At 63.6% G+C, this 22,995-nt stretch carries 22 protein-coding genes; 16 read left to right on the top strand and 6 right to left on the bottom strand.

The window, feature by feature from the left end:
• Positions 1-39: 39 nt before the first annotated feature.
• Positions 40-1,455, top strand: coding sequence for a lactate utilization protein B (locus BM438_RS06955; RefSeq protein WP_093633560.1), 1,416 nt, complete (start codon positions 40-42; stop codon positions 1,453-1,455).
• Positions 1,456-1,537: 82 nt separating this feature from the next.
• On the opposite strand, the gene BM438_RS06950 is transcribed toward BM438_RS06955, so the two are convergent.
• A complete protein-coding gene (locus tag BM438_RS06950; protein ID WP_093633559.1) occupies positions 1,538-2,089 on the bottom strand; it encodes a hypothetical protein in 552 nt (183 codons plus the stop codon).
• Between the two features lie 275 nt (positions 2,090-2,364).
• Here BM438_RS06950 and BM438_RS06945 point away from each other — a divergent pair, with 275 nt between their 5' ends.
• From BM438_RS06945 to iscX, 10 genes are all read left to right on the top strand, one after another.
• Positions 2,365-2,604 (top strand): hypothetical protein, encoded by a 240-nt coding sequence (locus BM438_RS06945; RefSeq protein ID WP_093633558.1) that lies wholly within the window; start codon positions 2,365-2,367, stop codon positions 2,602-2,604.
• Between the two features lie 119 nt (positions 2,605-2,723).
• The gene (locus BM438_RS06940) at positions 2,724-3,221 is read left to right on the top strand and encodes a low molecular weight protein-tyrosine-phosphatase (protein WP_093633557.1); all 498 of its coding nucleotides are present in this window, start codon (positions 2,724-2,726) and stop codon (positions 3,219-3,221) included.
• Positions 3,222-3,363: 142 nt separating this feature from the next.
• Positions 3,364-3,894 (top strand): Fe-S cluster assembly transcriptional regulator IscR, encoded by a 531-nt coding sequence (gene iscR / locus BM438_RS06935; protein ID WP_028199491.1) that lies wholly within the window; start codon positions 3,364-3,366, stop codon positions 3,892-3,894.
• 74 nt (positions 3,895-3,968) lie between these two features.
• Positions 3,969-5,192, top strand: a complete 1,224-nt coding sequence (locus tag BM438_RS06930) for an IscS subfamily cysteine desulfurase (RefSeq protein WP_093633556.1) — start codon at positions 3,969-3,971, stop codon at positions 5,190-5,192.
• A gap of 72 nt (positions 5,193-5,264) precedes the next feature.
• Positions 5,265-5,678: a Fe-S cluster assembly scaffold IscU gene (gene iscU, locus BM438_RS06925; RefSeq protein WP_093633555.1), complete on the top strand. Its 414-nt coding sequence runs from the start codon at positions 5,265-5,267 to the stop codon at positions 5,676-5,678.
• A gap of 161 nt (positions 5,679-5,839) precedes the next feature.
• On the top strand, positions 5,840-6,163 hold the full coding sequence (gene iscA, locus BM438_RS06920) for an iron-sulfur cluster assembly protein IscA (protein WP_028199494.1): 324 nt from the start codon (positions 5,840-5,842) through the stop codon (positions 6,161-6,163).
• A gap of 188 nt (positions 6,164-6,351) precedes the next feature.
• Complete coding sequence (gene hscB / locus BM438_RS06915; protein ID WP_093633554.1) at positions 6,352-6,879, top strand: Fe-S protein assembly co-chaperone HscB; 528 nt, start codon at positions 6,352-6,354, stop codon at positions 6,877-6,879.
• Between the two features lie 113 nt (positions 6,880-6,992).
• The gene (hscA, locus tag BM438_RS06910) at positions 6,993-8,864 is read left to right on the top strand and encodes a Fe-S protein assembly chaperone HscA (RefSeq protein WP_093633553.1); all 1,872 of its coding nucleotides are present in this window, start codon (positions 6,993-6,995) and stop codon (positions 8,862-8,864) included.
• A gap of 140 nt (positions 8,865-9,004) precedes the next feature.
• Positions 9,005-9,346 carry an ISC system 2Fe-2S type ferredoxin gene (fdx, locus tag BM438_RS06905; RefSeq protein WP_012433562.1) on the top strand — a complete coding sequence of 114 codons (342 nt, stop codon included), beginning with the start codon at positions 9,005-9,007 and terminating at the stop codon, positions 9,344-9,346.
• Positions 9,347-9,361: 15 nt separating this feature from the next.
• Positions 9,362-9,559 (top strand): Fe-S cluster assembly protein IscX, encoded by a 198-nt coding sequence (gene iscX / locus BM438_RS06900; RefSeq protein WP_007181290.1) that lies wholly within the window; start codon positions 9,362-9,364, stop codon positions 9,557-9,559.
• A gap of 124 nt (positions 9,560-9,683) precedes the next feature.
• Here iscX and BM438_RS06895 read toward each other — a convergent pair whose 3' ends face one another.
• The 5 genes from BM438_RS06895 to BM438_RS06875 all read right to left on the bottom strand — a co-directional run bounded on the left by BM438_RS06895 (position 9,684) and on the right by BM438_RS06875 (position 16,517).
• Entirely contained in the window at positions 9,684-10,403 is a 720-nt protein-coding gene (locus BM438_RS06895; protein ID WP_093633552.1) for a glycine zipper 2TM domain-containing protein, read from the bottom strand.
• 318 nt (positions 10,404-10,721) lie between these two features.
• Positions 10,722-12,248 carry a lysine--tRNA ligase gene (gene lysS, locus BM438_RS06890; RefSeq protein WP_093633657.1) on the bottom strand — a complete coding sequence of 509 codons (1,527 nt, stop codon included), beginning with the start codon at positions 12,246-12,248 and terminating at the stop codon, positions 10,722-10,724.
• A 132-nt stretch (positions 12,249-12,380) separates the two neighbouring features.
• Positions 12,381-13,485 (bottom strand): peptide chain release factor 2 gene (prfB, locus tag BM438_RS06885; RefSeq protein WP_143131658.1). Its coding sequence is split into 2 segments (ribosomal slippage): positions 12,381-13,403 and positions 13,405-13,485, totalling 1,104 coding nucleotides; the frame shifts between segments, so codons are not numbered across the junction.
• Positions 13,486-13,636: 151 nt separating this feature from the next.
• A complete protein-coding gene (gene recJ / locus BM438_RS06880; protein ID WP_093633551.1) occupies positions 13,637-15,343 on the bottom strand; it encodes a single-stranded-DNA-specific exonuclease RecJ in 1,707 nt (568 codons plus the stop codon).
• 28 nt (positions 15,344-15,371) lie between these two features.
• The gene (locus tag BM438_RS06875) at positions 15,372-16,517 is read right to left on the bottom strand and encodes a regulator (RefSeq protein ID WP_093633550.1); all 1,146 of its coding nucleotides are present in this window, start codon (positions 16,515-16,517) and stop codon (positions 15,372-15,374) included.
• Between BM438_RS06875 and BM438_RS45395 the strand changes: the two genes are divergently transcribed.
• The 5 genes from BM438_RS45395 (at position 16,485) to BM438_RS06850 (ending at position 22,943) form a co-directional block, all read left to right on the top strand.
• The gene (locus BM438_RS45395) at positions 16,485-16,883 is read left to right on the top strand and encodes a hypothetical protein (RefSeq protein ID WP_167378305.1); all 399 of its coding nucleotides are present in this window, start codon (positions 16,485-16,487) and stop codon (positions 16,881-16,883) included. The genes BM438_RS06875 and BM438_RS45395 overlap by 33 nt on opposite strands.
• Positions 16,884-17,254: 371 nt before the next feature.
• Positions 17,255-18,508 (top strand): lipoprotein-releasing ABC transporter permease subunit, encoded by a 1,254-nt coding sequence (locus BM438_RS06865; protein WP_093633548.1) that lies wholly within the window; start codon positions 17,255-17,257, stop codon positions 18,506-18,508.
• Positions 18,501-19,244, top strand: coding sequence for a lipoprotein-releasing ABC transporter ATP-binding protein LolD (gene lolD / locus BM438_RS06860; RefSeq protein WP_093633547.1), 744 nt, complete (start codon positions 18,501-18,503; stop codon positions 19,242-19,244). Before BM438_RS06865 ends, lolD begins: the two co-directional genes overlap by 8 nt.
• A gap of 56 nt (positions 19,245-19,300) precedes the next feature.
• Positions 19,301-20,089 carry a TatD family hydrolase gene (locus BM438_RS06855; protein ID WP_093633546.1) on the top strand — a complete coding sequence of 263 codons (789 nt, stop codon included), beginning with the start codon at positions 19,301-19,303 and terminating at the stop codon, positions 20,087-20,089.
• Between the two features lie 121 nt (positions 20,090-20,210).
• Positions 20,211-22,943, top strand: coding sequence for a DNA internalization-related competence protein ComEC/Rec2 (locus tag BM438_RS06850; protein ID WP_093633545.1), 2,733 nt, complete (start codon positions 20,211-20,213; stop codon positions 22,941-22,943).
• Positions 22,944-22,995: the final 52 nt, after the last annotated feature.

The raw sequence follows: 22,995 nt of genomic DNA, 5'->3' as shown, positions 1-22,995 counted from the left end.
TTTCATTCGCGCTTTCACTCGAATACGCTCAAGGCCGCCATGCAAGTCCAATCGATGCATTTCAAGGCCCGTGCGGGCCAGAAACTCGCCGACCAGCGTCTGCAGCAGAACCTGACCAAGCTGTCGACCAAGTTCGTGTCCGCCCGCGCCGCGGCCATGACCGCGATCGATTTCCCCGCCACCCGCGCAGCGCTGAAGGAGCGCCGCAATCGCGCGCTGGAAAATCTCGACGTCTGGCTTGAAACCTTCGAACGTGAAGCGACCCGGCGCGGCGTCACGGTCCTGTTCGCCGAGACGACGCAGGAGGCCGCGCGCCTTGTCGGCGATATTGCGCGCCGGCACGAGGTGAAGAAGGTGATCAAGACCAAGTCGATGGTCACCGAGGAAATGCGCCTGAACGAAGTGCTCGGGCAGATGGGCGTGCAATCGATCGAAACCGATCTGGGCGAATACATTCTCCAGATCAACGACAACGAGCCGCCCAGCCACATCATCGCGCCGGTCGTCCATAAGGATAAGGACGAGATCGCCGACCTGTTCGCGAAGACGCATGGCCGGCCGCGTCTGACCGAGATCACCGACATGACCCGCGAAGCGCGCGAGATGCTGCGTCCGCACTTCATGACCGCGGACATGGGCGTGACCGGCGGCAACTTCGTGGTGGCGGAGACGGGTTCGGTTGTGCTGGTCACGAACGAGGGCAACGAGGGCATGTGCACGGTGATGCCACGCGTGCATGTGGCGGTGACCGGCATCGAAAAGGTGTTGCCCACGCTGGAAGATCTCGCGACTGCAATGCGTTTGCTGCCGCGCTCGGCAACCGGTCAGGCGACGTCCAACTATTTCTCCGTGCTGACCGGGCCGCGCGGCGCCGGCGATCAGGACGGCCCCGAGCATATGTACGTGGTGCTGGTCGACGGCGGGCGCACGGGGCTGATCGGCGGCGACTTCCAGGACATGCTGCGCTGTATCCGTTGCGGCGCATGCATGAATCACTGCCCGGTGTATCAGAAGGTGGGCGGTCACGCCTACGGCTGGGTTTATCCGGGGCCGATGGGGTCAGTGCTGACGCCGAGCTACGTCGGGATCGACAAGGCACTGGATCTGCCTCAGGCGGCGACGTTGTGCGGCGAGTGCAACAGCGTGTGTCCGGTAGGCATTCCGTTGTCCGATCTGCTGCGCAAGCTGCGCGAGAAGCAGGTCGAGCGGCATCTGCGACCATGGCGCGAGCGGGCAGGGTTCGCAGTGTGGGGCTTCCTCGCATTGCACCCGGACGCTTATGCGCTCTTCACCAAGCTGGCGGTTCGCGTGCTTGAAAGAATGGGCGGGCGAAATCGTTCGATTGCCAGGTTGGCGCTGGGTGGAGCGGGCTGGACCAACACGCGGGATATGCCGGCGCCGGTCGGCCGGACGTTCAGAGAGTTGTACGCCGCGCAACGCAGCCATATTGGTTGAGCGAGCAGCGCAGCGTTGAGGTTTTGCGCGGCTCATACAGGAGGCGCGACGCGAGACTACGCCCGCGTCGCTCCCCGCCGGATCAATGGTCCGTCATCCCTGGCTGGCGGCCGTTATTGCTTCTGGCCTGCGAATTCCCGCCATTGCCGCGACTACCGTTGTTGCCTGCCTGTTGTGGCGGAGGCGGCGGTGGGTTGCCTGCTCCCGGCCGCGGAGCATTCGATCCACTCGGTCCTCTCGGCCCGCCAACCGCACCTTGAGGGGGCGGCCCCCCATGCTGCCCGCCGCCGTTCGGCTGACCATGCCAGCCGTTATCTCCCCGGTTGTTGTTTCCATCGTTGCCGTTATTCGGCCGCCCGCGGTCCGGATAACCCGGGTAGCCCCGATAGCCGGGCCCGGGCCCGTAATAGCGGCCGGGCCCATCGTAGTAACCGGGGCCCCCGTAATTGCTGTAGCCCATGTAGACGTTGGTCTGCGGCACAACCGGCACGCCGGTGGCATAGCCATCGTAACCGTCATAGCCGCTGTAACCGCCGCCGTAGCCGGCCATCGGCGAGCCGTCCGGATAGACCGCGCAGCCGGCTAGCAACGCAGCAGCGACCATCAAACCGGCGAGTGGAGCAATACGTTTCATTGGAACGACCAGTGCGAAGATTTCATATCTGTAAGACAGCTATTATCGCTAAGCGTCGCACCAGCTTTGTATTCGTTTGTAAGGAATTCTTTTTCATGCCATGACGCAGGTCAGCGTCGTACGCGGCAGAGACAGGCCAGTTAATGGACTGTTCCACCCAGCGCAACGCTGTATCTCGCGCCAGTAGGTTTTTCCCGATTGTAAATTCCTATAGCATTTCGACTGGGCATAGTGGGTCACGAACTCACGAGCCCCTAATCGGAAGAAAACACATCATGAAAAAGACAATATCGGTGTACTGGCCCCTCGCCATCGTTGTGCCGCTTGCTGCGGCTGCCTATCTGCACATTTGCGGCGACGCGGCTTCGCGCGCCTCGCAGGCTCCGCTCGCGGCTGACCAACTGACCGCGGAACTGGCGCGCGCCGTCTCGTACGGCATGGTCGACAACACGACGACGTTGCCGGCCAAACCCATGCACGCTGTCACGGCAATGCCGGCGGCTGAAGCGTCTTAAGCGTCTTAGCGGCGCCCTGAGCGCGCGTAGCCTCCGGCGCGATCTGGTCGACCTTTGTATAATCGCGCCACCGTTTCCTAACTGCCGATCCGCGGGCGTTCAGCGTCCGAAAGCCTCTGATGAAAACCGTGTCTGTCTGCTTTGTCTGCCTGGGGAACATCTGCCGTTCGCCGACCGCGGAAGGCGTGATGCGCCGTCTGGTCGACGAGGCGAAGCTGGCGGAGCGCATTCTGATCGATTCCGCCGGCACGGGCGACTGGCACATCGGCCAACCGCCTGACGACCGCGCGCAGCATGCGGCCGAACAGCGGGGTTATGAGTTGGCCGCCTTGCGCGGCCGCCAGGTCGCGGCAGCCGACTTCGAGCGCTTCGATCTGCTGATCGCAATGGACGACAAAAACGTCGCCGCGCTGCGCCAGATCTGCCCGGCGGAGCAGCGCGACAAAATCCGTCTGTTGATGGAATTCGTGCCTGAGACGGACGGCCGCTGGGGCGGCGCCCGTGAAGTCGTCGACCCTTATTTCGGTGGCGCCGAAGGGTTCGAGCAGGTACTGGATCAATGCGAAGCAGCCTGCCGTGGACTGATCGCAGCGTTGCGTCCCCAATTGATCACGTAAGACTGGCGGGTCATCGCCGAAGTCTGGACCGGCTTATCCAGCAATTAAGCAAATGACCCAAATCACGATAGGGATACTTGACTAATTCAGTCATGTATTTATACTTGACCAAACTTGTCGAGAATTGCGGTCCCCACACCATATGAGACTCACCACGAAAGGCCGTTTCGCCGTCACGGCGATGATTGACCTGGCGCTGCGCCAGGAGCAGGGCCCGGTGACGCTTGCAGGTATCAGCCAGCGCCAACATATCTCCCTGTCCTATCTCGAGCAGCTGTTTGGCAAGCTGCGTCGTCACGAAATCGTCGAGTCCGTGCGCGGACCGGGCGGCGGCTACAATCTGGCCCGCCGTGCTGAAGACGTGACCGTCGCCGACATCATCATCGCGGTCGACGAACCGCTCGACGCCACCCAATGCGGCGGCAAGGGCTCGTGCGAGGGCACCAAACAGCACGATGGCCACTGCATGACGCACGAATTGTGGTCCACGCTGAACCAGAAAATGGTCGAGTACCTCGATTCGGTGTCCCTGAAAGATCTGGTCGATCAGCAGCGTTCGCGCGAAGGCGCGCCGGCGGTGTTGCGCGACCGGCGCAACGAGGCGCCGGCGGTCGAACCCGCACGCGTCGTGCCGAAAGGGCCTAATTCAGTTTTCAACATGGCCGGTTCCTAGGCGCGGCAATCTGAACGCACCGCAGCCTGATCAGGAAACCAGAAGCCAGAGCAATGACGTCCCCGGAGCAATTGATGAACAACGACACTCTCCACCTGCCCATTTACATGGACTACAGCGCGACGACGCCGATCGATCCGCGCGTGGTGGACAAGATGATTCCGTACCTGCGCGAGCAGTTCGGCAACCCCGCGTCGCGTAGCCACTCGTATGGCTGGGCCGCGGAGCGCGCGGTCGAAGAAGCGCGCGAGAACGTCGCCGCACTGGTGAATGCCGATCCGCGCGAGATCATCTGGACCTCGGGCGCAACGGAATCGGACAACCTCGCGATCAAGGGTGCGGCGCACTTCTACAAGAGCAAGGGCAAGCACATCATCACGGTGAAGACCGAGCACAAGGCTGTGCTCGACACCTGCCGCGAACTCGAGCGCGAAGGCTTCGAAGTCACGTATCTGGACGTGAAGGACGACGGCCTGATCGACCTCGAAAAGTTTAAAGCCGCGCTGCGCCCGGACACGATTCTGGTGTCGGTCATGTCGGTGAACAACGAGATCGGCGTGGTCCAGGACATCGAGGCGATCGGCGAGATCACCCGTGAAAAGGGCATCATTTTCCACGTCGACGCGGCGCAAGCCACCGGCAAGATCGCGATCGATCTGCAAAAGCTGAAGGTCGACCTGATGTCGTTCTCGGCGCACAAGACGTACGGTCCGAAGGGCATTGGCGCGCTGTACGTGCGTCGCAAGCCGCGTATCCGTATCGAAGCGCAGATGCACGGCGGCGGTCACGAGCGCGGCATGCGTTCGGGCACGCTGGCTACGCACCAGATCGTCGGTATGGGCGAAGCGTTCCGTATCGCGCGTGAAGAAATGGCAACGGAAAACGAACGCATCCGCATGCTGCGCGACCGTCTGCTGGCCGGCCTGTCGGAGATGGAAGAAACGTATGTGAACGGCGACATGGAAAAGCGTGTGCCGCACAACCTGAACATCAGCTTCAATTTCGTCGAAGGCGAATCGCTGATCATGGCAGTGAAGGACGTGGCGGTGTCGTCGGGTTCGGCGTGTACGTCGGCTTCGTTGGAACCGTCGTATGTGCTGCGCGCACTGGGCCGTAACGACGAACTGGCGCATAGCTCGATCCGCTTCACGGTGGGCCGTTTCACGACCGAGCAGGATGTCGACTACGTGATCAACCTGCTGAAGACCAAGATTTCGAAGCTGCGCGACTTGTCGCCGCTGTGGGAAATGCACAAGGACGGGATCGATATTTCGACGATCCAGTGGGCAGCGCACTGACGCGCCAGTTTGGACGACGTCGAATTTATCGAATTGCAAATTGCAGGTTGAAACGGATCAAGGAGTGTCATCATGGCTTATAGCGACAAGGTTCTGGACCACTACGAAAACCCGCGCAACGTTGGTTCCTTCGCGAAGGACGACGATGCAGTCGGCACCGGCATGGTCGGCGCGCCGGCATGCGGCGACGTGATGAAGCTGCAGATCCGCGTGGGCGCGGACGGCATCATTGAAGACGCGAAGTTCAAGACGTACGGCTGCGGTTCGGCGATTGCGTCGAGCTCGCTCGTCACCGAATGGGTGAAGGGCAAGACGCTTGATCAGGCAATGTCGATCAAGAACACGCAGATCGCCGAAGAACTGGCGCTGCCGCCGGTGAAGATCCACTGCTCGATCCTCGCGGAAGACGCGATCAAGGCAGCGGTCGCCGACTACAAGCAACGTCACGGTGAAGCAGTCGTCGAAAGCGACAAGCAACACGCGTAAGCGGCGAGTGGGTGCTCGTTAGAGTGCGCATTTGGGTAAGTCGAAGCGGACGGTGCGAGCAAAAAACACCGTCCGGCATGAGCGATATTTGAAGCAGGCAGGGTAGCAGCGCGTCAGTAGGCACAGGAGTGACGAACACGCGCGGCGCAATGAGAAACGCTATGGCAATTACGTTGACCGAAAAGGCAGCACAGCACGTCCAGAAGTATCTGACTCGCCGCGGCAAGGGTGTCGGGCTGCGCGTAGGCGTGCGCACCACGGGATGCTCGGGTTTGGCCTACAAGCTCGAGTACGTGGATGAACTCGCGCCCGAAGACGAAGTGTTCGACTGCAACGGCGTGAAGATCATTGTTGACCCGAAGAGCCTCGCTTATATCGACGGTACCGAACTCGACTTCGCACGCGAAGGGTTGAACGAAGGCTTCAAGTTCAACAACCCGAACGTGAAGGACGAGTGCGGTTGCGGCGAATCGTTCCGCGTGTAAATCGGCTCACTCCGCGTGCAGCGGATCAAAGGCGGCGCGTGCCGCCTTTTTAGTTTCATCCGCGCATCCGGGTTGGTTTTTTCGGCTGACTTAGTCGCTGAATCCGCAGGCGAGTCTCCACAGCGCTTTCGATCCGCGTTTTTAGCCTGCACTCCGGTGCGCTTTCCTGAACGGACTCCTTTTATCCGATGGCCTCGCTGAACGACAGCCACTTCGACCTGTTCGATCTACCGGCGCAATTCGCGCTCGACGCAGCGGCACTCGATCACGCCTACCGCACGGTGCAGGCGCAAGTGCATCCGGACCGCTTCGCGGCGGCCGGCGACGCGCAAAAGCGCATCGCGATGCAATGGGCGACGCGCACCAACGAGGCATATCAGACGCTGCGCGATCCGTTGAAGCGCGCGACCTATCTGTTGCACCTGCGCGGCATCGACGTCGGCGCGCATGACAACACGGCGATGGAGCCGGCGTTCCTGATGCAGCAGATGGAGTGGCGCGAAGGCATTGAAGACGCGGCCGCGGCGAAGAACGTCGACGCGCTCGACGCCTTGCTGACCGAACTGCGCGACGAAGAGCGCATGCGGTTCGACAAGCTCGGCGCGCTGCTCGACAGCGGCGCAAATCAGGCGGCGGGCGAGGCAGTGCGGCAGTTGATGTTCATCGAGCGGGTGGCGTCGGAAATCGGCACGCAGATCGAGCGGCTCGAGAACTAGCGGTTAGGCGGCCCGGTGCCGCCGCGCATGAATACGCAGCGATAACAGCCGTAGCAATACATCCAGCAACGCAAAAATTCAGGACGGGGCCCAGCGGCTCCGAGAAGATCCAGATGGCCCTACTGCAAATCTCTGAACCCGGCATGGCGCCGGCGCCCCATCAGCGGCGTCTGGCGGTCGGTATCGATCTCGGCACCACCAATTCCCTCGTTGCCGCCGTGCGCAGCGGCGTGCCGGACGTGCTGCCCGACGAAGACGGCTATGCGCTGCTGCCGTCGGTGGTGCGTTACCTGGAAAAGGGCGGCCGCCGCATCGGCCGCACGGCCAAGGCCGAAGCCGCGACCGATCCGCGCAACACGATCGTGTCCGTCAAGCGCTTCATGGGCCGCGGCAAGGCGGAAGTAGAAGGCGCCGAGAACGCGCCGTACGATTTCATCGACGCGCCCGGCATGGTGCAGATCCGCACCGTCGACGGCGTGAAGAGCCCGGTCGAAGTCTCGGCGGAAATTCTTGCGACGCTGCGCCAGCGTGCCGAAGACACACTCGGCGACGAACTGGTCGGCGCCGTCATTACCGTGCCCGCCTATTTCGACGAAGCGCAGCGCCAGGCGACCAAAGACGCCGCGCGTCTCGCTGGCCTGAACGTACTGCGTCTCCTGAACGAGCCGACCGCGGCCGCGATCGCCTACGGCCTCGATAACGGTTCCGAAGGTCTCTACGCGGTCTACGACCTCGGCGGCGGCACCTTCGATCTGTCGATTCTGAAGCTCACCAAAGGTGTGTTCGAAGTACTCGCGGCGGGCGGCGATTCCGCGCTCGGCGGCGACGATTTCGACCATGCCCTGTATCGTCACGTGCTGGAGCAGGCGGGCATCGCGCCGCAAACGCTCGCACCGGAAGACGTCCGCCTGCTGCTCGACAGCGTACGCGTGACCAAGGAGGCGTTGTCCGACACACCGAATGCGAAGGTGCAGGCAACGCTCTCGAACGGCACCCAGATCGATCTGACGGTCGACGAGGCCACTTTCGAGGCCATCACTCAGGCACTGGTTCAGCGCACGCTTGGGCCGACGAAAAAAGCACTGCGCGACGCGAAGGTTGTGACCAAGGACATCAAGGGCGTGGTGCTGGTCGGCGGCGCGACGCGCATGCCGGTGATCCGCCGCGCGGTCGAGTCGTTCTTCGGCCAGCCGCCTTTGATCAACCTCGACCCAGATCAGGTCGTCGCGCTCGGCGCGGCAATCCAGGCCGATCTGCTCGCGGGCAATCGCGGCGCCGACGGCGACGACTGGCTGCTGCTCGACGTGATTCCGCTGTCGCTCGGCGTCGAAACAATGGGCGGTTTGACCGAGAAGATCATCCCGCGCAATTCGACGATTCCGGTCGCTCGCGCGCAGGATTTCACGACCTTCAAGGACGGCCAGACGGCCATGGCGATCCACGTCGTGCAAGGCGAGCGCGAGCTCGTCAGCGATTGCCGTTCGCTCGCGCGTTTCGAGCTGCGTGGCATTCCGCCGATGGCGGCCGGTGCGGCGCGGATTCGCGTCACGTATCAGGTCGACGCGGACGGCCTGCTGTCCGTGTTCGCACGTGAACAGGGCTCGGGCGTGGAAGCGTCGGTGGTGGTCAAGCCGTCCTACGGCCTCGCCGACGACGACATCGCCCGCATGCTCGAAGAAAGCTTCTCGACCGCCGAAGTCGACATGCGTGCTCGCGCGCTGCGCGAAGCGCAAGTCGAAGCGCGCCGTCTCGTCGAAGCCACCGACGCGGCCCTCGCCGCCGACGCCGAATTGCTCGACGACAGCGAACGCGCCGAACTCGACACGCTGCTCACCGCATTGCGCAACATCGCCGGAAGCGACGACGCCGACGCAATCGAAGCCGCGACCAAAACGCTTGCCGAAGGCACCGACGAATTCGCCGCCCGCCGCATGAACAAGGGCATTCGCCGCGCGCTGGCCGGCCGCAAGCTCGACGAGATTTGAGCGTCTTGCGGCGTGGCCGCGCGATGCGCGCCAGCCGGCAATGAACCGCGCCGCACGGACTTAAAAAGTCCGCGTGGCGCCAGTAAAATGGTACGGAGCCTGTTTGCGGCCGCCGTGCCGCAGACCCAAACGGAAAATGTATGCCTCAAATCGTTGTGCTGCCCCACGTCGAACTGTGCCCGGAAGGCGCGGTGATCGATGCCGTGCCCGGCAAGAGCATCTGCGACAATCTGCTCGAACACGGCATCGAAATCGAGCACGCGTGCGAGAAGTCCTGCGCGTGCACGACTTGTCACGTGATCGTGCGTGAGGGTTTCGCCGCCTTGACGCCGTCCGAGGAAGACGAGGACGATCTGCTGGACAAGGCGTGGGGGCTCGAACCGGCCTCGCGTCTGTCGTGCCAGGCGATGGTGCCGGCCGAGCAGGATCTGGTTGTCGAGATCCCGCGCTACTCGATCAATCACGCGAAGGAAAATCACTAACTGGAGGATGCAGCCATGAAGTGGACCGATACGCAAGACATCGCGATGGCCCTGACTGACAAGCACCAGGACATCGATCCGCAGCAGGTGCGCTTCACTGATTTGCACCGTTGGGTCACCGAGCTGGAAGGTTTCGACGACGATCCTAACCGGTCGAACGAAAAGATCCTCGAAGCGATTCAGGCTGCATGGATCGAAGACGCGGATTACTGAGCGGGCAGTATGCTCGGTGGTTCCGTGGCGGCGGGGCGCGATTGATTCCGCTCCGACTGCGGCAAAGAAAAAGGCGATTCCATTGGAATCGCCTTTTTTTAACGCCTGGAGAATCTTCAGGTGGTCAGCTTGCCACGAGCGTGCCGTTTTCGACCCGCACGCGCTGGCCCTGCTGGAACGGCGGCGCTTCGTGATACGTGAAGTAGCGCGTCTTGCCGCTTTCCATCCGCACCCGCACCGAATACGACGTCGTGCTGCGGATGTGCTTTTCGACCGAGTTACCGGCCAGGCCGCCACCGAGGGCGCCCAGCACCGTCATCGCGGTACGGCCGTTGCCACTGCCGAACTGGTTGCCGACTACGCCGCCGGCCACGGCGCCGCCGACCGCACCGATACCCGTGCCATGGCCTTCCTGACGGACCGCCGAGATGCCTTCGACCGTGCCGCAGGTCGAGCAGTAGGCCGGTTGCGACGGCTGTTGCTGGGCGTACTGCGGTGCCGGCTGTGCCTGCTGCTGTTGAGCGTACTGTTGTTGCTGCTGTGTCGGCGCCGGAGCGCGTTGAGGCGCCTGTTGCTGCGCTGCCTGCTGTTGCGCTTCGGCCTGCGCGGCTGCCTGTTGAGCGGCCGGATTTGCCGGCGCCGCCGAATCGACCACACCCGGTTGGGCGCTCACTTGCGCAGCCTGGGTCTGATCGGTTTGCGAGCCGCTGCTCGACGCCTTCGGGAACAGGCCCGTGACGGCCGCTGTCGCGGCAAGACTTGCGATGATCACTGCGCCCGCAGCAGTAGCGACGAGCGGGTGAAGACGACGTTGTTGCGTGGGCTTGGTATCTGGATTATCCATATTGGCCTCCGTCTGGAGCAGAGTCGACTGTTATTGAGACTGAGTGTCGGGCAAATCGATCCCGCAAGGGTTTCAATTTGTAACCATTTCCGGGCAATCATCGCAGCGCTTTCGCGTCAAAGCGCGCGCAGCGCAGCGGGGCGCCTGATTCCTTGCGGGTCCGCAGCAACTTAAGAAAACCCCGGCCCAGCGGGGAATACGCGCTTTTTACCGATGGTTACAAACTGTCAGCTTTCGGCTGCCAGTGTTTTTCACGCACCGCAAGAAAAAACGCCCGACATCAAGCCGGGCGTTTTTCTTTTACGAACCACGCAACGATCAGTCTTCGCGGCGCAGATGCGGGAACAGAATCACGTCGCGAATGCTCGGGCTGTCGGTCAGCATCATGACCAGACGGTCGATGCCGATGCCGCAACCGCCAGCCGGCGGCATGCCGTACTCCAGCGCGCGGATGTAGTCGGCGTCGTAGAACATCGCTTCTTCGTCGCCGGCGTCTTTCTGGTCGACCTGCTTCTTGAAGCGGGCGGCCTGGTCTTCCGGATCGTTCAGCTCCGAGAAACCGTTGGCGATTTCACGGCCCGTGATGAACAGCTCGAAACGCTCGGTGATGCCATCGAACTTATCCGACGCGCGTGCCAGCGGCGACACTTCGATCGGGTAGTCGATGATGAAAGTCGGCTCCCACAACTGCGATTCGGCGGTCTCTTCGAACAGCGCCAGTTGCAACGCGCCCACGCCTGCGTTCAGGAACTGCGGCTGCGAAGCATCGACGCCGAACTTCTTCAGTTCCGTACGCAGGAATGCGTCGTCGCCAAGTTGCGCGTCTGTGTACTGCGGCGCGTACTTCTGGATCGCCTGGCTGATCGTCAAGCGATGGAAGGGCTTGGCCAGATCCAGTTCGCGACCCTGGTAGCTGATCGTCGCGCTGCCGAGCGCATCGACCGCCGCCTGGCGGATCAGCTGCTCGGTGAAGTCCATGATCCACTTGTAATCGGTGTACGCCGCGTAGAACTCGATCATCGTGAATTCCGGATTGTGGCGGACCGACACGCCCTCATTGCGGAAGTTACGGTTGATCTCGAACACGCGCTCGAAGCCGCCGACCACGAGGCGCTTCAGATACAGTTCCGGCGCGATGCGCAGGAACATCTGCATGTCGAGCGCGTTGTGGTGCGTGGTGAACGGCTTGGCCGCGGCGCCACCCGGAATCGGGTGCAGCATCGGCGTCTCGACTTCCATGAAGTCGGCGTCCGCCATGAACTTGCGGATCGACGACATCGCCTTGGTGCGCGCGACGAAGGTCTTGCGCGTTTCCGGCGTGACGATCAGGTCGACGTAGCGCTGGCGGTACTTCATTTCCTGGTCGGCGAGGCCATGGAACTTGTCCGGCAGCGGACGCAGCGACTTCGACAGCAAACGCAGTTCGGTACAACGCACCGAGAGTTCGCCCTTGTTGGTGCGGAACAGCACGCCGCGCGCCGCGACGATGTCGCCCATGTCCCACTTCTTGAAGGCGTCGTACGTTTCCTGACCGACGTCGGCGGGCGTGATGAAGAACTGGATCTGACCCGAACCGTCACGCACGGTTGCGAAGCTCGCCTTGCCCATCACGCGCTTGAGCATCATGCGGCCGGCGATCGCGACTTCGAGGGGATTCGCTTCGAGCGCTTCCTTGTCGATCTCGGCGTATTTCGCTTGCAGATCTTCGGCGTGATGCGTGGGGCGGAAATCGTTCGGATAGGCGACGCCTTGCTCACGCAGTTCGCGCAGCTTTTCGCGGCGCTCGGCCATGATCTTGTTGTCGTCGCCCTCGGGCGCGGCATTAGGCTGGGTCGGTTCGGTCATGATGGTTTGGTATTCGGTGGCCCGCACCAGGATGGTCCGCATGCGGGTGGCCAGTCAGTAAAAACCTCAGGCGCTATAACAAAGATGCAAGGATACGGCGCGGCGATGTCAGGCATGCCGCGCCGGTTGCGCTTAGACGCCCTGTTTCAGGCTGGCGCTGATGAACGGATCGAGGTCGCCGTCGAGCACGCTCTTGGTATTGCTGATTTCGACGTTTGTGCGCAGATCCTTGATACGGCTGTTGTCCAGCACGTACGAGCGGATCTGATGACCCCAGCCCACATCGGTCTTGCCGGCTTCGAGCTTGTCCTGCTCGGCCTGACGTTTGCGGATTTCCGCTTCGTACAGGCGCGATTTCAGCATGGCCATGGCTTCGGCGCGGTTACGGTGCTGTGAACGGTCGTTCTGGCACTGCACGACGATGCCCGACGGCATGTGCGTAATCCGCACGGCCGAATCGGTCTTGTTGATGTGCTGACCGCCCGCGCCGGACGCGCGGTACGTGTCGATGCGCAGATCGGCCGGATTGATGTCGACTTCGATCGAATCGTCGATTTCCGGATACACGAACACCGACGAGAACGACGTGTGGCGGCCGCCCGACGAATCGAACGGCGACTTGCGCACGAGGCGGTGCACGCCGGTTTCGGTGCGCAGAAAGCCGTATGCGTATTCGCCTTCGATCTTGATCGTGGCGTTCTTGATGCCCGCGACATCGCCTTCGGTCTGTTCCAGCACTTCGGTCTTGAAGCCCTTGCGCTCGCAGTAGCGCAGGTACTGGCGCAGCAGCATGGACGCCCAGTCGCACGCTTCGGTGCCGCCGGCGCCGGCTTGGATGTCGAGGAAGGCGTTGTTCGGGTCGGCCGGATTCGCGAACATCCGGCGGAATTCCATGTCGGCGACACGTTGTTCGATGCCTTGCGCGTCTGATTCGCAGGCGAGGAGGGTTTCCTCGTCGCCTTCTTCGCGGGCCATGTCGAACAGGTCCTGCGCGTCGCGCAAGTCGTTATCGAGTGACGTGAGTTTGCCGACGGTGTCGTCGAGCAGTTTTTTTTCCCGGCCGAGGGCCTGGGCGTGCTTCGAGTCGTTCCAGACGTCCGGGTCTTCGAGTTCCCGGTTGACTTCGATCAGACGTAATGCCTTGTCGTCGTAGTCAAAGATACCCCCGTAGCGAGTCCGCGCGCGTGCGCAGGTCCGCCAGTGAGGCTTCGATCGCGTTGAGACGTTCCGCTTCCATGTCGATCTTTTATAGCTTCGTAAAAAGGGGAAATTATAGCCGATCGGCGCCCCGCGCCGGAGGCTCTTGAGCGATCCGGCGCGGGTTTGGGGTTGATTTTGCGGTGATTTTCGACGCCGTTGCGCATCCTGCGGGCGTCTCGGGCAACGTGCTAACTCGCCGCGTGCTCGACGATCAATTGCACTCGCGACACGCCATTCCACGTGTCGCTGGCCAACCGGTAAGCAACGGTGGTGCGCGCAGGCAGTGTATCGGTGTGATTGAACCAGATCGCGTTGAAGCGCTGGCGGCCGCGCACGAGTTGCAGCTTCAGATGCTTGTCCTTCACCAGCGCCTGCGACGCAATGTCGAATTCGCCGGAAAACACCGGCGCCGGGAAGCCCTGGCCCCATACGGCGGCGTCGAGCATTTCGACGAATTGCGGCGTGAAGTAGGCGTCTTCGAGTTCGCCATCGGTTTCGACCGTGCGCGAGAGCGCCTCTTCAGAGAGCCATTCCCGGCCCACGGCCTCGAACGCGGCGGTGAAGTGCGGCACGTCGGCGGCGGCCATCGTCAAACCCGCGGCCATTGCGTGGCCGCCGAATTTGACGATCAGGCCTGGCTCGCGCTTCGAGATCAGATCGAGCGCGTCACGCAGATGGAAGCCCGAGATCGACCGGCCCGAGCCTTTGACGAGCAGGCCGCTATCGTCGGCGAGCGCGAATGTGAACGACGGCCGGTGGAATTTCTCCTTCAACCGTCCGGCGACGATGCCGATCACGCCCTGGTGCCAGCTCGGATTGAACAGGGTGATGGTGGTCGCGCCCTCAGGATTGATCGCCGAGAGGTCTTCGAGCGCCTGCTGCTGCATACCGGCTTCGATTTCGCGGCGCTCGCGGTTCATCGTGTCGAGCTGCTGTGCGAGATCCCATGCGCGGCCGATGTCGTCGGTGGTCAGGCACTCGATGCCGAGCGACATGTCCGACAGGCGGCCGGCCGCATTCAGACGTGGCCCGAGCGCGAAACCGAGGTCGAAGCCCGACGCGCTGCGGGCGTCGCGCGCGGCGGCGCGAAAGAGGGCGGCGATGCCCGGCTGCATCTTGCCTTTGCGAATCCGCTGCAGTCCTTGCGCGACCAGCACGCGGTTATTGCCGTCGAGCTTGACCACGTCGGCCACCGTGCCGAGCGCGACCAGATCGAGCAGGCCGTCCAGACGGGGCTCGGGGAAGTCGTCGTTGAAGGCGCCGCGGCGGCGCAATTCCGCGCGCAATGCCAGCAGCACATAAAACATCACGCCGACGCCGGCGATGCATTTGCTCGGGAACGTGCAGCCCGGCTGGTTCGGATTGACGATGGCGCGGGCTGCCGGCAGTTCGTCGCCGGGGAGGTGATGGTCGGTGACGAGCACGTCGATGCCGAGCGCGTTCGCCGCTTCCACACCGTCGACGCTGGCGATGCCGTTGTCGACCGTAATCAGCAGTTCCGGCTTGCCCGATGCACTGCGGGCGGCCAGTGCGACGATCTCAGGCGTGAGGCCATAGCCGTATTCGAAGCGGTTCGGCACCAGATATTCGATCTGGCCGCCGAACATGCGCAAGCCGCGCACCGCGACCGCGCAGGCGGTGGCGCCGTCGCAGTCGTAGTCGGCGACCACCAGCATGCGGCGCTTGTTCTGAATGGCATCGGCGAGCAGCGCGGCGGCGTCGTCGCAGCCTTTGAGCCCGGCGGGCGGCACGAGCCGCGCGAGACCGGTTTCGATTTCATCGGGCATGCACACGCCGCGCGCGGCGTACAGGCGCGCAAGCACCGGATGCAGGCCGTGGCGGGTGAGGACTTCGGCGTCGACGGGTGACGAGGCGCGCGTAACGATTCGAGTCATTCGGAGAGGCCGTGGATCATTCGATAGGTCATTCGATAAACAGCGAGGCGAACACGCGCCGTCGCCAGAATTTGCGCAGGTCGCCGCGCGTGATCGTGAGCGTCACCGAACCGGTGTCGCCGCACAGCGTCAGGGCGAGTTCGTTTAACTGGCCGGATTGCAGCGCTTGTAGTGCCGGCTCGAACCAGTCGGTTTGCAATGCGGCGAAGGCGTCGTTCCAGCGCGCCCAGTCCTGCTCGATGTAGGGCGTGGAGAAAGGATCGAGTTCTACCAGCGTGGCGCCGTTGGCATGTGTGTCGGCGGACGTGCCAACCGACGCGTTGCCTGAGGCGCCGTTTGCCGCCGTAGCGGCCTGGAACGCCGCAAACGACGCCGGCGGCGCCGCGGTCTGGACGCCCGAAGTCATGGCGAGGCCACGCGTGGCCGCCGCGTCGGAAAATACCCGCGCGAACGGGCTCGTCACCGGCTGCGCCGCGCCTTGCGCGTGAAACCAGATCGAGTTGACAGCCGGCAGGCCACGCGCTTCGCGCGCTTCATTGACGGGATGTTCGAACCACGCCATCTGCACCTCGTTCTGCAGCTTCATCCAGGCGCGTGAACGGTCGCCGGAATGGGCCTCGTGCGGCAGCCAGATTTCGATGTTGCGGCCGCTCGCGCGCAACGGCGACGCTCCGGCCAGTGTGCCGAAGCCGTCGCCCGACAGGTACCAGCGTGCGGGCTTGGGCGCTTCGATGCGCACGCCGAGCTCCTCGATCAACGGCCGGGCGATCTCCAGCAGCACGCTGGCTTCGCCGTCGGACAGTTCGAGCGAGGCCGGATCGATCAGCACCAGATGGTCGTGAGCGATACGCACGTGCACCGGTTGCACGCAGGCCCACGTGGCGTTGCCGGGTTCGCCGCCGTCTGCGCGCAGCATGTACGGGGCAAGCGGCGCTTCGTCGGCGGCAGCTGCGCCGCTCGGCAGCGCGCCGAACTGGCGCGCCACCCAGCGCTCGTGCGGCAGCGTGCGCTGAAAATCTTCACCGACCACCCGTTCGACCAGCGTCGCACGGGCGATCAGCCGGTCGAGGGCTGGACTCTGAATATCGTGCAGGGCGGTGGAGGCGTCCGCTGCGGCGGGCAGCGCGAAGGGCAGGAGAAGATGAAGACGGTTGGCGTGCATGATGCTGCGCATTGTAGGGCAAAGAGTGCGAGTATTCAGACCATATCGGCGGATTCGGGCACCCCCATCCGGGCCTCGCCGATGGCAGCAGCCGCGCGCGGCGGCACCGCGCCCATGACGAGGGAGACCGACATGTCGCGTGAACTGAAAACCGAGCAGGAACTGCTCGGATTGGTCGTGCAGGCGCTCGACGCCAATCCGGCCACGGCCGGCTGGATCCCGACCGGATTCCACGAGACCGTCGAGGATGAGGACGGCTGCAACTGGGATATCACCCATCTGCATCGCGACCGTAAGGATGCGGAAGTGCGCGACGTGGCGGCCAGCGAGGCGGCCGGGATCATCAATGGTCTTAGGAGTCGCTACAACCTGCGCTAGGGTGTGGGCGGCTCGAGGCGGCGGGCGGGCCGGTTGTCGCCGCGAGCGTTGTGCTCGATGCCGCCGGCAGGCCTGTGCGTTCGCCGTGAACCCCGCGTGCAAGGCCTTTGCGTGTGTTCGCGGCATTGTATGGCAAACTTCGCGCTTGATTGACGGCAGTGGCGGCAGGGACGGGGCGATGGCTCCGGTGGCGCGGGGGTTGCTTGGGGCACTGGAGCGCACCGGAACGTCATACCGGAACCATCCGGGTTGCCGCGACACCAATGATCACGACGCTCGGGGCCGCATGACAGGCGTGACAGCCGCAAGCTGCCGCCGCCATGCGCGGCAAAAGGCCCGCGAGCAGACGAAGAACGCAGAAAAGGATTCGCTTGAAATTTCCCTACGAATGGCAGATTGGCTGGCGCTACACCCGCGCCGGCAAACGCACGACCGGTAACGGCTTCATTTCCTTCATCGCGCTCGTGTCGATGTCGGGCATTGCGCTCGGCGTCGCGGCGCTGATCGTCGTGTTGTCCGTGATGAACGGCTTCCAGAAAGAGGTGCGCGACCGGATGCTGTCGGTGCTGGCGCACGTCGAAATCTTTTCGCCGACCGGTTCGATGCCCAACTGGCAATTGACCGCCCAGGAAGCGCGCCAGAACAAGGAAGTGATCGGCGCGGCGCCGTACGTCGAAGCGCAAGCGCTGCTCACGCGCCAGGACGCCGTGAGCGGCGTGGCGCTGCGCGGCGTCGAGCCGACGCTCGAACCCGAAGTGTCCGACATCGGCAAGGAAATGAAGGGCGGCAAGCTGACCGACCTCGTGCCGGGCGACTTCGGCATCGTGCTGGGCGCGGACCTCGCCACCAATCTCGGTGTGGCGGTCAACGACAAGATCACGCTGGTCGCGCCCGAAGGCACTATCACGCCCGCCGGCATGCTGCCTCGGCTGAAACAGTTCACCGTGGTGGGCATCTTCGAGTCGGGGCATTACGAATATGACAGCACGCTCGCGCTGATCAATATCAAGGACGCGCAGGCGCTGTTCCGGCTATCCGCGCCAACCGGCGTGCGGCTGCGCCTGACCGATATGCAGCGGGCGCCGGAGGTCGCGCATCAACTGGCGCGCAGCCTGTCCGGCGATTTGTATATTCGCGACTGGACCCAGCAGAACAAGACCTGGTTCTCGGCGGTGCAGATCGAAAAACGCATGATGTTCATCATTCTCACGCTGATCATCGCGGTCGCGGCGTTCAATCTGGTGTCGTCGCTGGTGATGACGGTGACCAACAAGCAGGCTGACATCGCGATTCTGCGCACGCTCGGGGCGCAGCCCGGCTCGATCATGAAGATATTCGTGGTGCAGGGCGTGACGATCGGCTTTATCGGCACGGCGACCGGCGTCGCGCTCGGCTGCCTGATTGCTTGGAGCATTCCGTGGCTCGTGCCGATGATCGAGCATCTGCTCGGCGTGCAGTTCCTGCCGCCGTCTGTGTATTTCATCAGCGAACTGCCGTCTGAACTGATTCCCGCCGACGTGGCGCGGATCGGCATCATCGCGTTCGTGATGTCGGCGCTGGCGACGCTTTATCCGAGCTGGCGTGGTGCGAAAGTCCGTCCTGCGGAGGCACTGCGCTATGAATGACCGTTCCACTAGCCTGGCCATGGCCGATCAAAATAACGCGCTGCATCCCTATGTGCTGGAAGCGACCGGCATTTCGAAGTCGTTCGTGCAGGGCGGCCTCAATGTGCAGGTCCTCAACAACGCGCAACTGAATGTCCGGCGCGGCGAAAAGCTGGCGATCGTCGGCGCGTCGGGGTCCGGCAAGAGCACGCTGCTGCATGTGCTCGGCGGCCTCGACGACCCAAGTGCCGGTCATGTTTCGGTAATGGGCAAGCCCTTTACGAAGCTCTCCGAGCGCGAACGCAACGATCTGCGTAATCGCGCGCTCGGTTTCGTGTATCAGTTCCACCATCTGCTGCCCGAATTCACCGCGCTCGACAACGTCGCCATGCCGCTGCGGATCCGCCGGATGACGACCGAAGCCGCGCGGCGCGAAGCGCTCGCGGTGCTGGAGCGCGTCGGCATGGGACATCGGGCGAAGCATCGTCCAGGTGAGCTGTCGGGCGGCGAGCGTCAACGTGTCGCGATCGCGCGGGCGCTGGTGACAAAACCCGCTTGCGTACTCGCCGACGAACCCACCGGCAATCTGGACGGCGGCACCGCCGACACCGTGTTCAACCTGATGCTCGAACTGTCGCAAACGCTCGACACCAGCTTCGTGATCGTCACGCACGATCCGGAACTGGCCGGACGTTGCGACCGGATCATGCGCTTGCGCGACGGCGTGTTGTACGAAGAGCCGCCGGTGCCGGTTTAAGCACCGCGCGGAACGTAAGCGTTGCTCCGCCACCTCTGTCACTAACGAGGCGCGCCATGTGGATCGATACGCACTGCCATCTCGACGCTTCGGAATTCAACGCCGATCGCGACGAAGTCGCCGATGCGGCGCGTCGAGTGGGCGTGGGGCGTATCGTGATTCCCGCGATCGGTCGCGAGAACTTCACGATGGTGCGTGAACTCGCGCACCGCGTCGACGGCGGCGCGTATGCGCTGGGCATCCATCCGCTCTTCACGCCGGGCGCAGAGGAGAGCGATCTCGACCTGCTGCGCATGGAAATCGAGGCGAGTCTCGACGATCCGCTGTTCGTCGGCATCGGCGAGATCGGTCTCGATTATTTCGTCGAAGGTCTCGACGATGTGCGCCAGCAGTTCTTCTACAACGGTCAACTTCAACTGGCGCGCGAATTCGATCTGCCGGTGATTTGCCACGTGCGCAAATCGCAGGATCAGGTGATCAAAGGGCTGCGGCGGCATCAGATCCATCGCGGCATCGCACACGCTTTCAACGGTAGTTTCCAGCAGGCTCAGGCGTATATCGACCAGGGCATGCATCTCGGTTTCGGTGGCAATCTGACCTTCGAACGGGCGCGGCAAATCCGCCGTCTTGCCGAGCAATTGCCGTTCGATGCGCTGGTCGTCGAGACCGACGCGCCGGACATCGCGCCTTCCTGGATGTACAAACAGCGCAACTCGCCGGATCAGATTCCAGCCATCGGCGCGGGCCTCGCGCAACTGCGCGGCATGAGCGCCGACGAAACCGCCCTAGGCACAACGGCTAACGCGCTCGCCGCGCTGCCGCGGCTCGCACTTTCCTCTGCATAATTGAACGCGATGGTTTGAGTGATTCGCGCCGGGCGGAACACGTGCCTGGCGGGATAGCTGACGCCTGCTCGCTGTGCGTTGCGCCGTCCGGCGATGGTTGGGCGGAAGGGGCGGAGGGCGGATGCGGGCATGGTGGTGCGGGTTTGCGTTGGGCGTGTTCTGGCTGCAGCGGCAGGCGGTGTTGCCGGATGGGGGTGGATGGTGCGCGCTGATCCTACTGGGGTGCGTTGCGCTACTTACAGCGGTGTGGGGATTGCGTCGCGGCGCTTCTGGCGAAGGGAGCAGCGGTCTTTCGGGCGGATTGCGCTGCGGTGCTTCTCTGATTGCCGACACGCGTGCGGTGGTTGCAAATCCGCGCGTGAGCCATGTCTTGTTCAGCGCACGCTTGCGTTCGCATGTCGGCTGGAGCGCGGTGTGGATCGCGGCCTTATGTGTGGGCTTCGGTTACGCCGCCTGGCGCGCTGAGACCCGGCTCGCGGTGAGCTTGCCCGGCGCCTGGGAAGGCCGCGATATCGACGTCGTCGGCAGTATCAAGGGTCTGCCGTCACGCGATGAAAAGGGCGCGCGTTTTCTCTTCGCAGTCGAGTCGGCGGATGCGCCGATCACCGCTTTTCCGCGCGTGATTCAACTGTCGTGGATTGCTGAAGATGCGCCTGCGCCGTTGCTCGAACCGGGCGAGCGCTGGCAGCTGACCGTACGGCTCAAACGCCCGCACGGCAATGCGAACTTCGGCGTGCGTGATGCCGAAGCCAGTTTGCTGGCGCGCAATGTACGCGCCACCGGCTATGTGAGCGCACCGGGTCACGCCGTGCGTTTGCCGGGCAACGCGCGCGGCGTAGGCGTGACGGTCGATCGCTGGCGCGCCGCGCTGCGTGCGCGCATCGGCACGGTGCTCGCCGATGCGCCACATCGTGGGATCGTTGTTGCGCTCGCCATCGGCGCGCAGGACGAAGTTAGCGCGGCCGACTGGCTGTTAATGCGTGGCACCGGCACCAGTCATCTGGTGGCGATTTCTGGTTTGCATATCGGCTTTGTTGCGGGACTGGCGGCGTGGCTCGCCGGTGCGGTGTGGCGGCGTTCGGGGTTCATCGGCCGCAACTGGCCATTGCTGCTACCCGCTCAGGTAGTTGCGGTGGCGGGCGGCGCGTTGTTCGCCGGGCTGCATGCGGCGTTGGCCGGTTTCAACGTGCCGGCCCAGCGTGCGCTATGGATGGCGGGTGTCGTTGCGCTCGCGTTTATCAGCGGGCGCAACGTCGCGCGATCGGTGGTGCTGGCGTGGGCACTGGGGTTGGTGCTGCTGATCGATCCTTGGGCGGTCGTATCGGCGGGATTCTGGCTGTCGTTCTGCGCGGTGGCGGCGATTCTGTTCGCGATGTCGGGACGGCCTCGTGTGCAGGATCATGAGCAGCGCCGTGACGAAGAGGGTGAAGGCGTCGTGACGCCGACAAGGCTCTCGCGCCTGTGGTCCGGCCTGTGCCGTCGCGTTCGCGCTTTCGGTGAGCGCCTGCGCAGCGCCGCGCATGTGCAGTTCGCGGTAACGGTCGCGCTTGCGCCGCTCACCGTTTACTGGTTCGCGCAGATTCCACTAATCGGCCCGCTTGCGAATGCTTTCGCGATTCCATGGGTGAGCCTGCTGGTGACGCCGGCGGTTTTGGCGGGCGTCGCGTTGCCCGCGCCATTCGATGCCTACGCCTTTCGCGCCGCGCACACCTTGCTCGACCTGCTCGCTGCGGGCTTGCAGATGCTGTCCGGCCCGGCATGGACACTTTGGCGATTGCCGCAGCCGGACGCGTGGACCCTTGCCGCGGCGGCGGTAGGCGTTCTCTGGTGTCTGGCGCCGCGCGGCTGGCCGCTGCGCTGGGCCGCACCGCTGACGTGGCTGCCACTGCTGCTACCGGCGCCGCCCGGCCCGCCGAATGGCAGCTTCCGTCTGACGGCGCTCGACGTCGGTCAAGGCACCTCCGTGCTGGTCGAAACCGCGCACCATGCGCTGTTGTTCGACGCCGGGCCGGGGCCTGAATCGACGCGCGCTGGAGAACGGGTTGTCGTGCCGTTTTTGCAGGCGCATGGCGTCAGGACGCTCGATACGCTGCTCATCAGCCACGCCGACTCCGACCACTCGGGCGGCGCGCCGGCTGTGCTGGACGCGATCGAGGTGCGTCAAATGGTGGCGGCATTGGCGCCGACGAATCCGTTGTGGTCGAACGCAAAGCAGCGCGCCGCGGATACGTTGCCCTGCGCGGCGGGGCAGCGCTGGCAGTGGGACGGCGTCGAGTTCGCAATACTCTGGCCCGATGCCGGACCGCTGCAAGGCAAGCCGAATGCGCATTGCTGCGTGTTGCGGGTGAGTACGGTGTCTGCTGAGACGAGGGCGTCAGCCGGAAATGTTAAACCGACGCCATTACGCATAACCGCCTTGCTGACGGCCGACATCGAAGCGCCGGTCGAACGCATCCTGCTCGCGCGCGATCGCGACGCGTTGCGCGCCCAGGTGCTGGTCGTTCCGCATCACGGGAGCAAGACCTCGTCGACCGAGCCGTTCCTCGACTCTATCGACCCGCTCGTCGCGCTATTTCAGGTAGGCTATCGCAACCGATTTCATCATCCGAATACGGGTGTGTTCGAGCGTTACAAGGCACGGCACATCGAGCTTGCGCGCAGCGATGCGGACGGCGCGGTGCGGGTCGATGTGAGCCCGGATTCCAAAATGGATTTCGGCCCAGGTCTCAACCTGAGCGTCGCGCCCGAGGGAAGCCCGGGAGTCAGCACGGGAACCGCCCCAGACCTGAACAGCGCCGCACTGACGCTCGAACGCTATCGCGACACGCAACGCCGCTACTGGATGGATCGCTGATGGATCACTGACCGTACAGATAGAACAAACGCGCCGCTGGACTTGGAACCAG

The organism is Paraburkholderia aspalathi (assembly GCF_900116445.1).
GTDB lineage: Bacteria > Pseudomonadota > Gammaproteobacteria > Burkholderiales > Burkholderiaceae > Paraburkholderia > Paraburkholderia aspalathi.
Note: the sequence above shows the minus strand (reverse complement) of the source record. Positions and strands in the feature narration are given on the sequence as shown.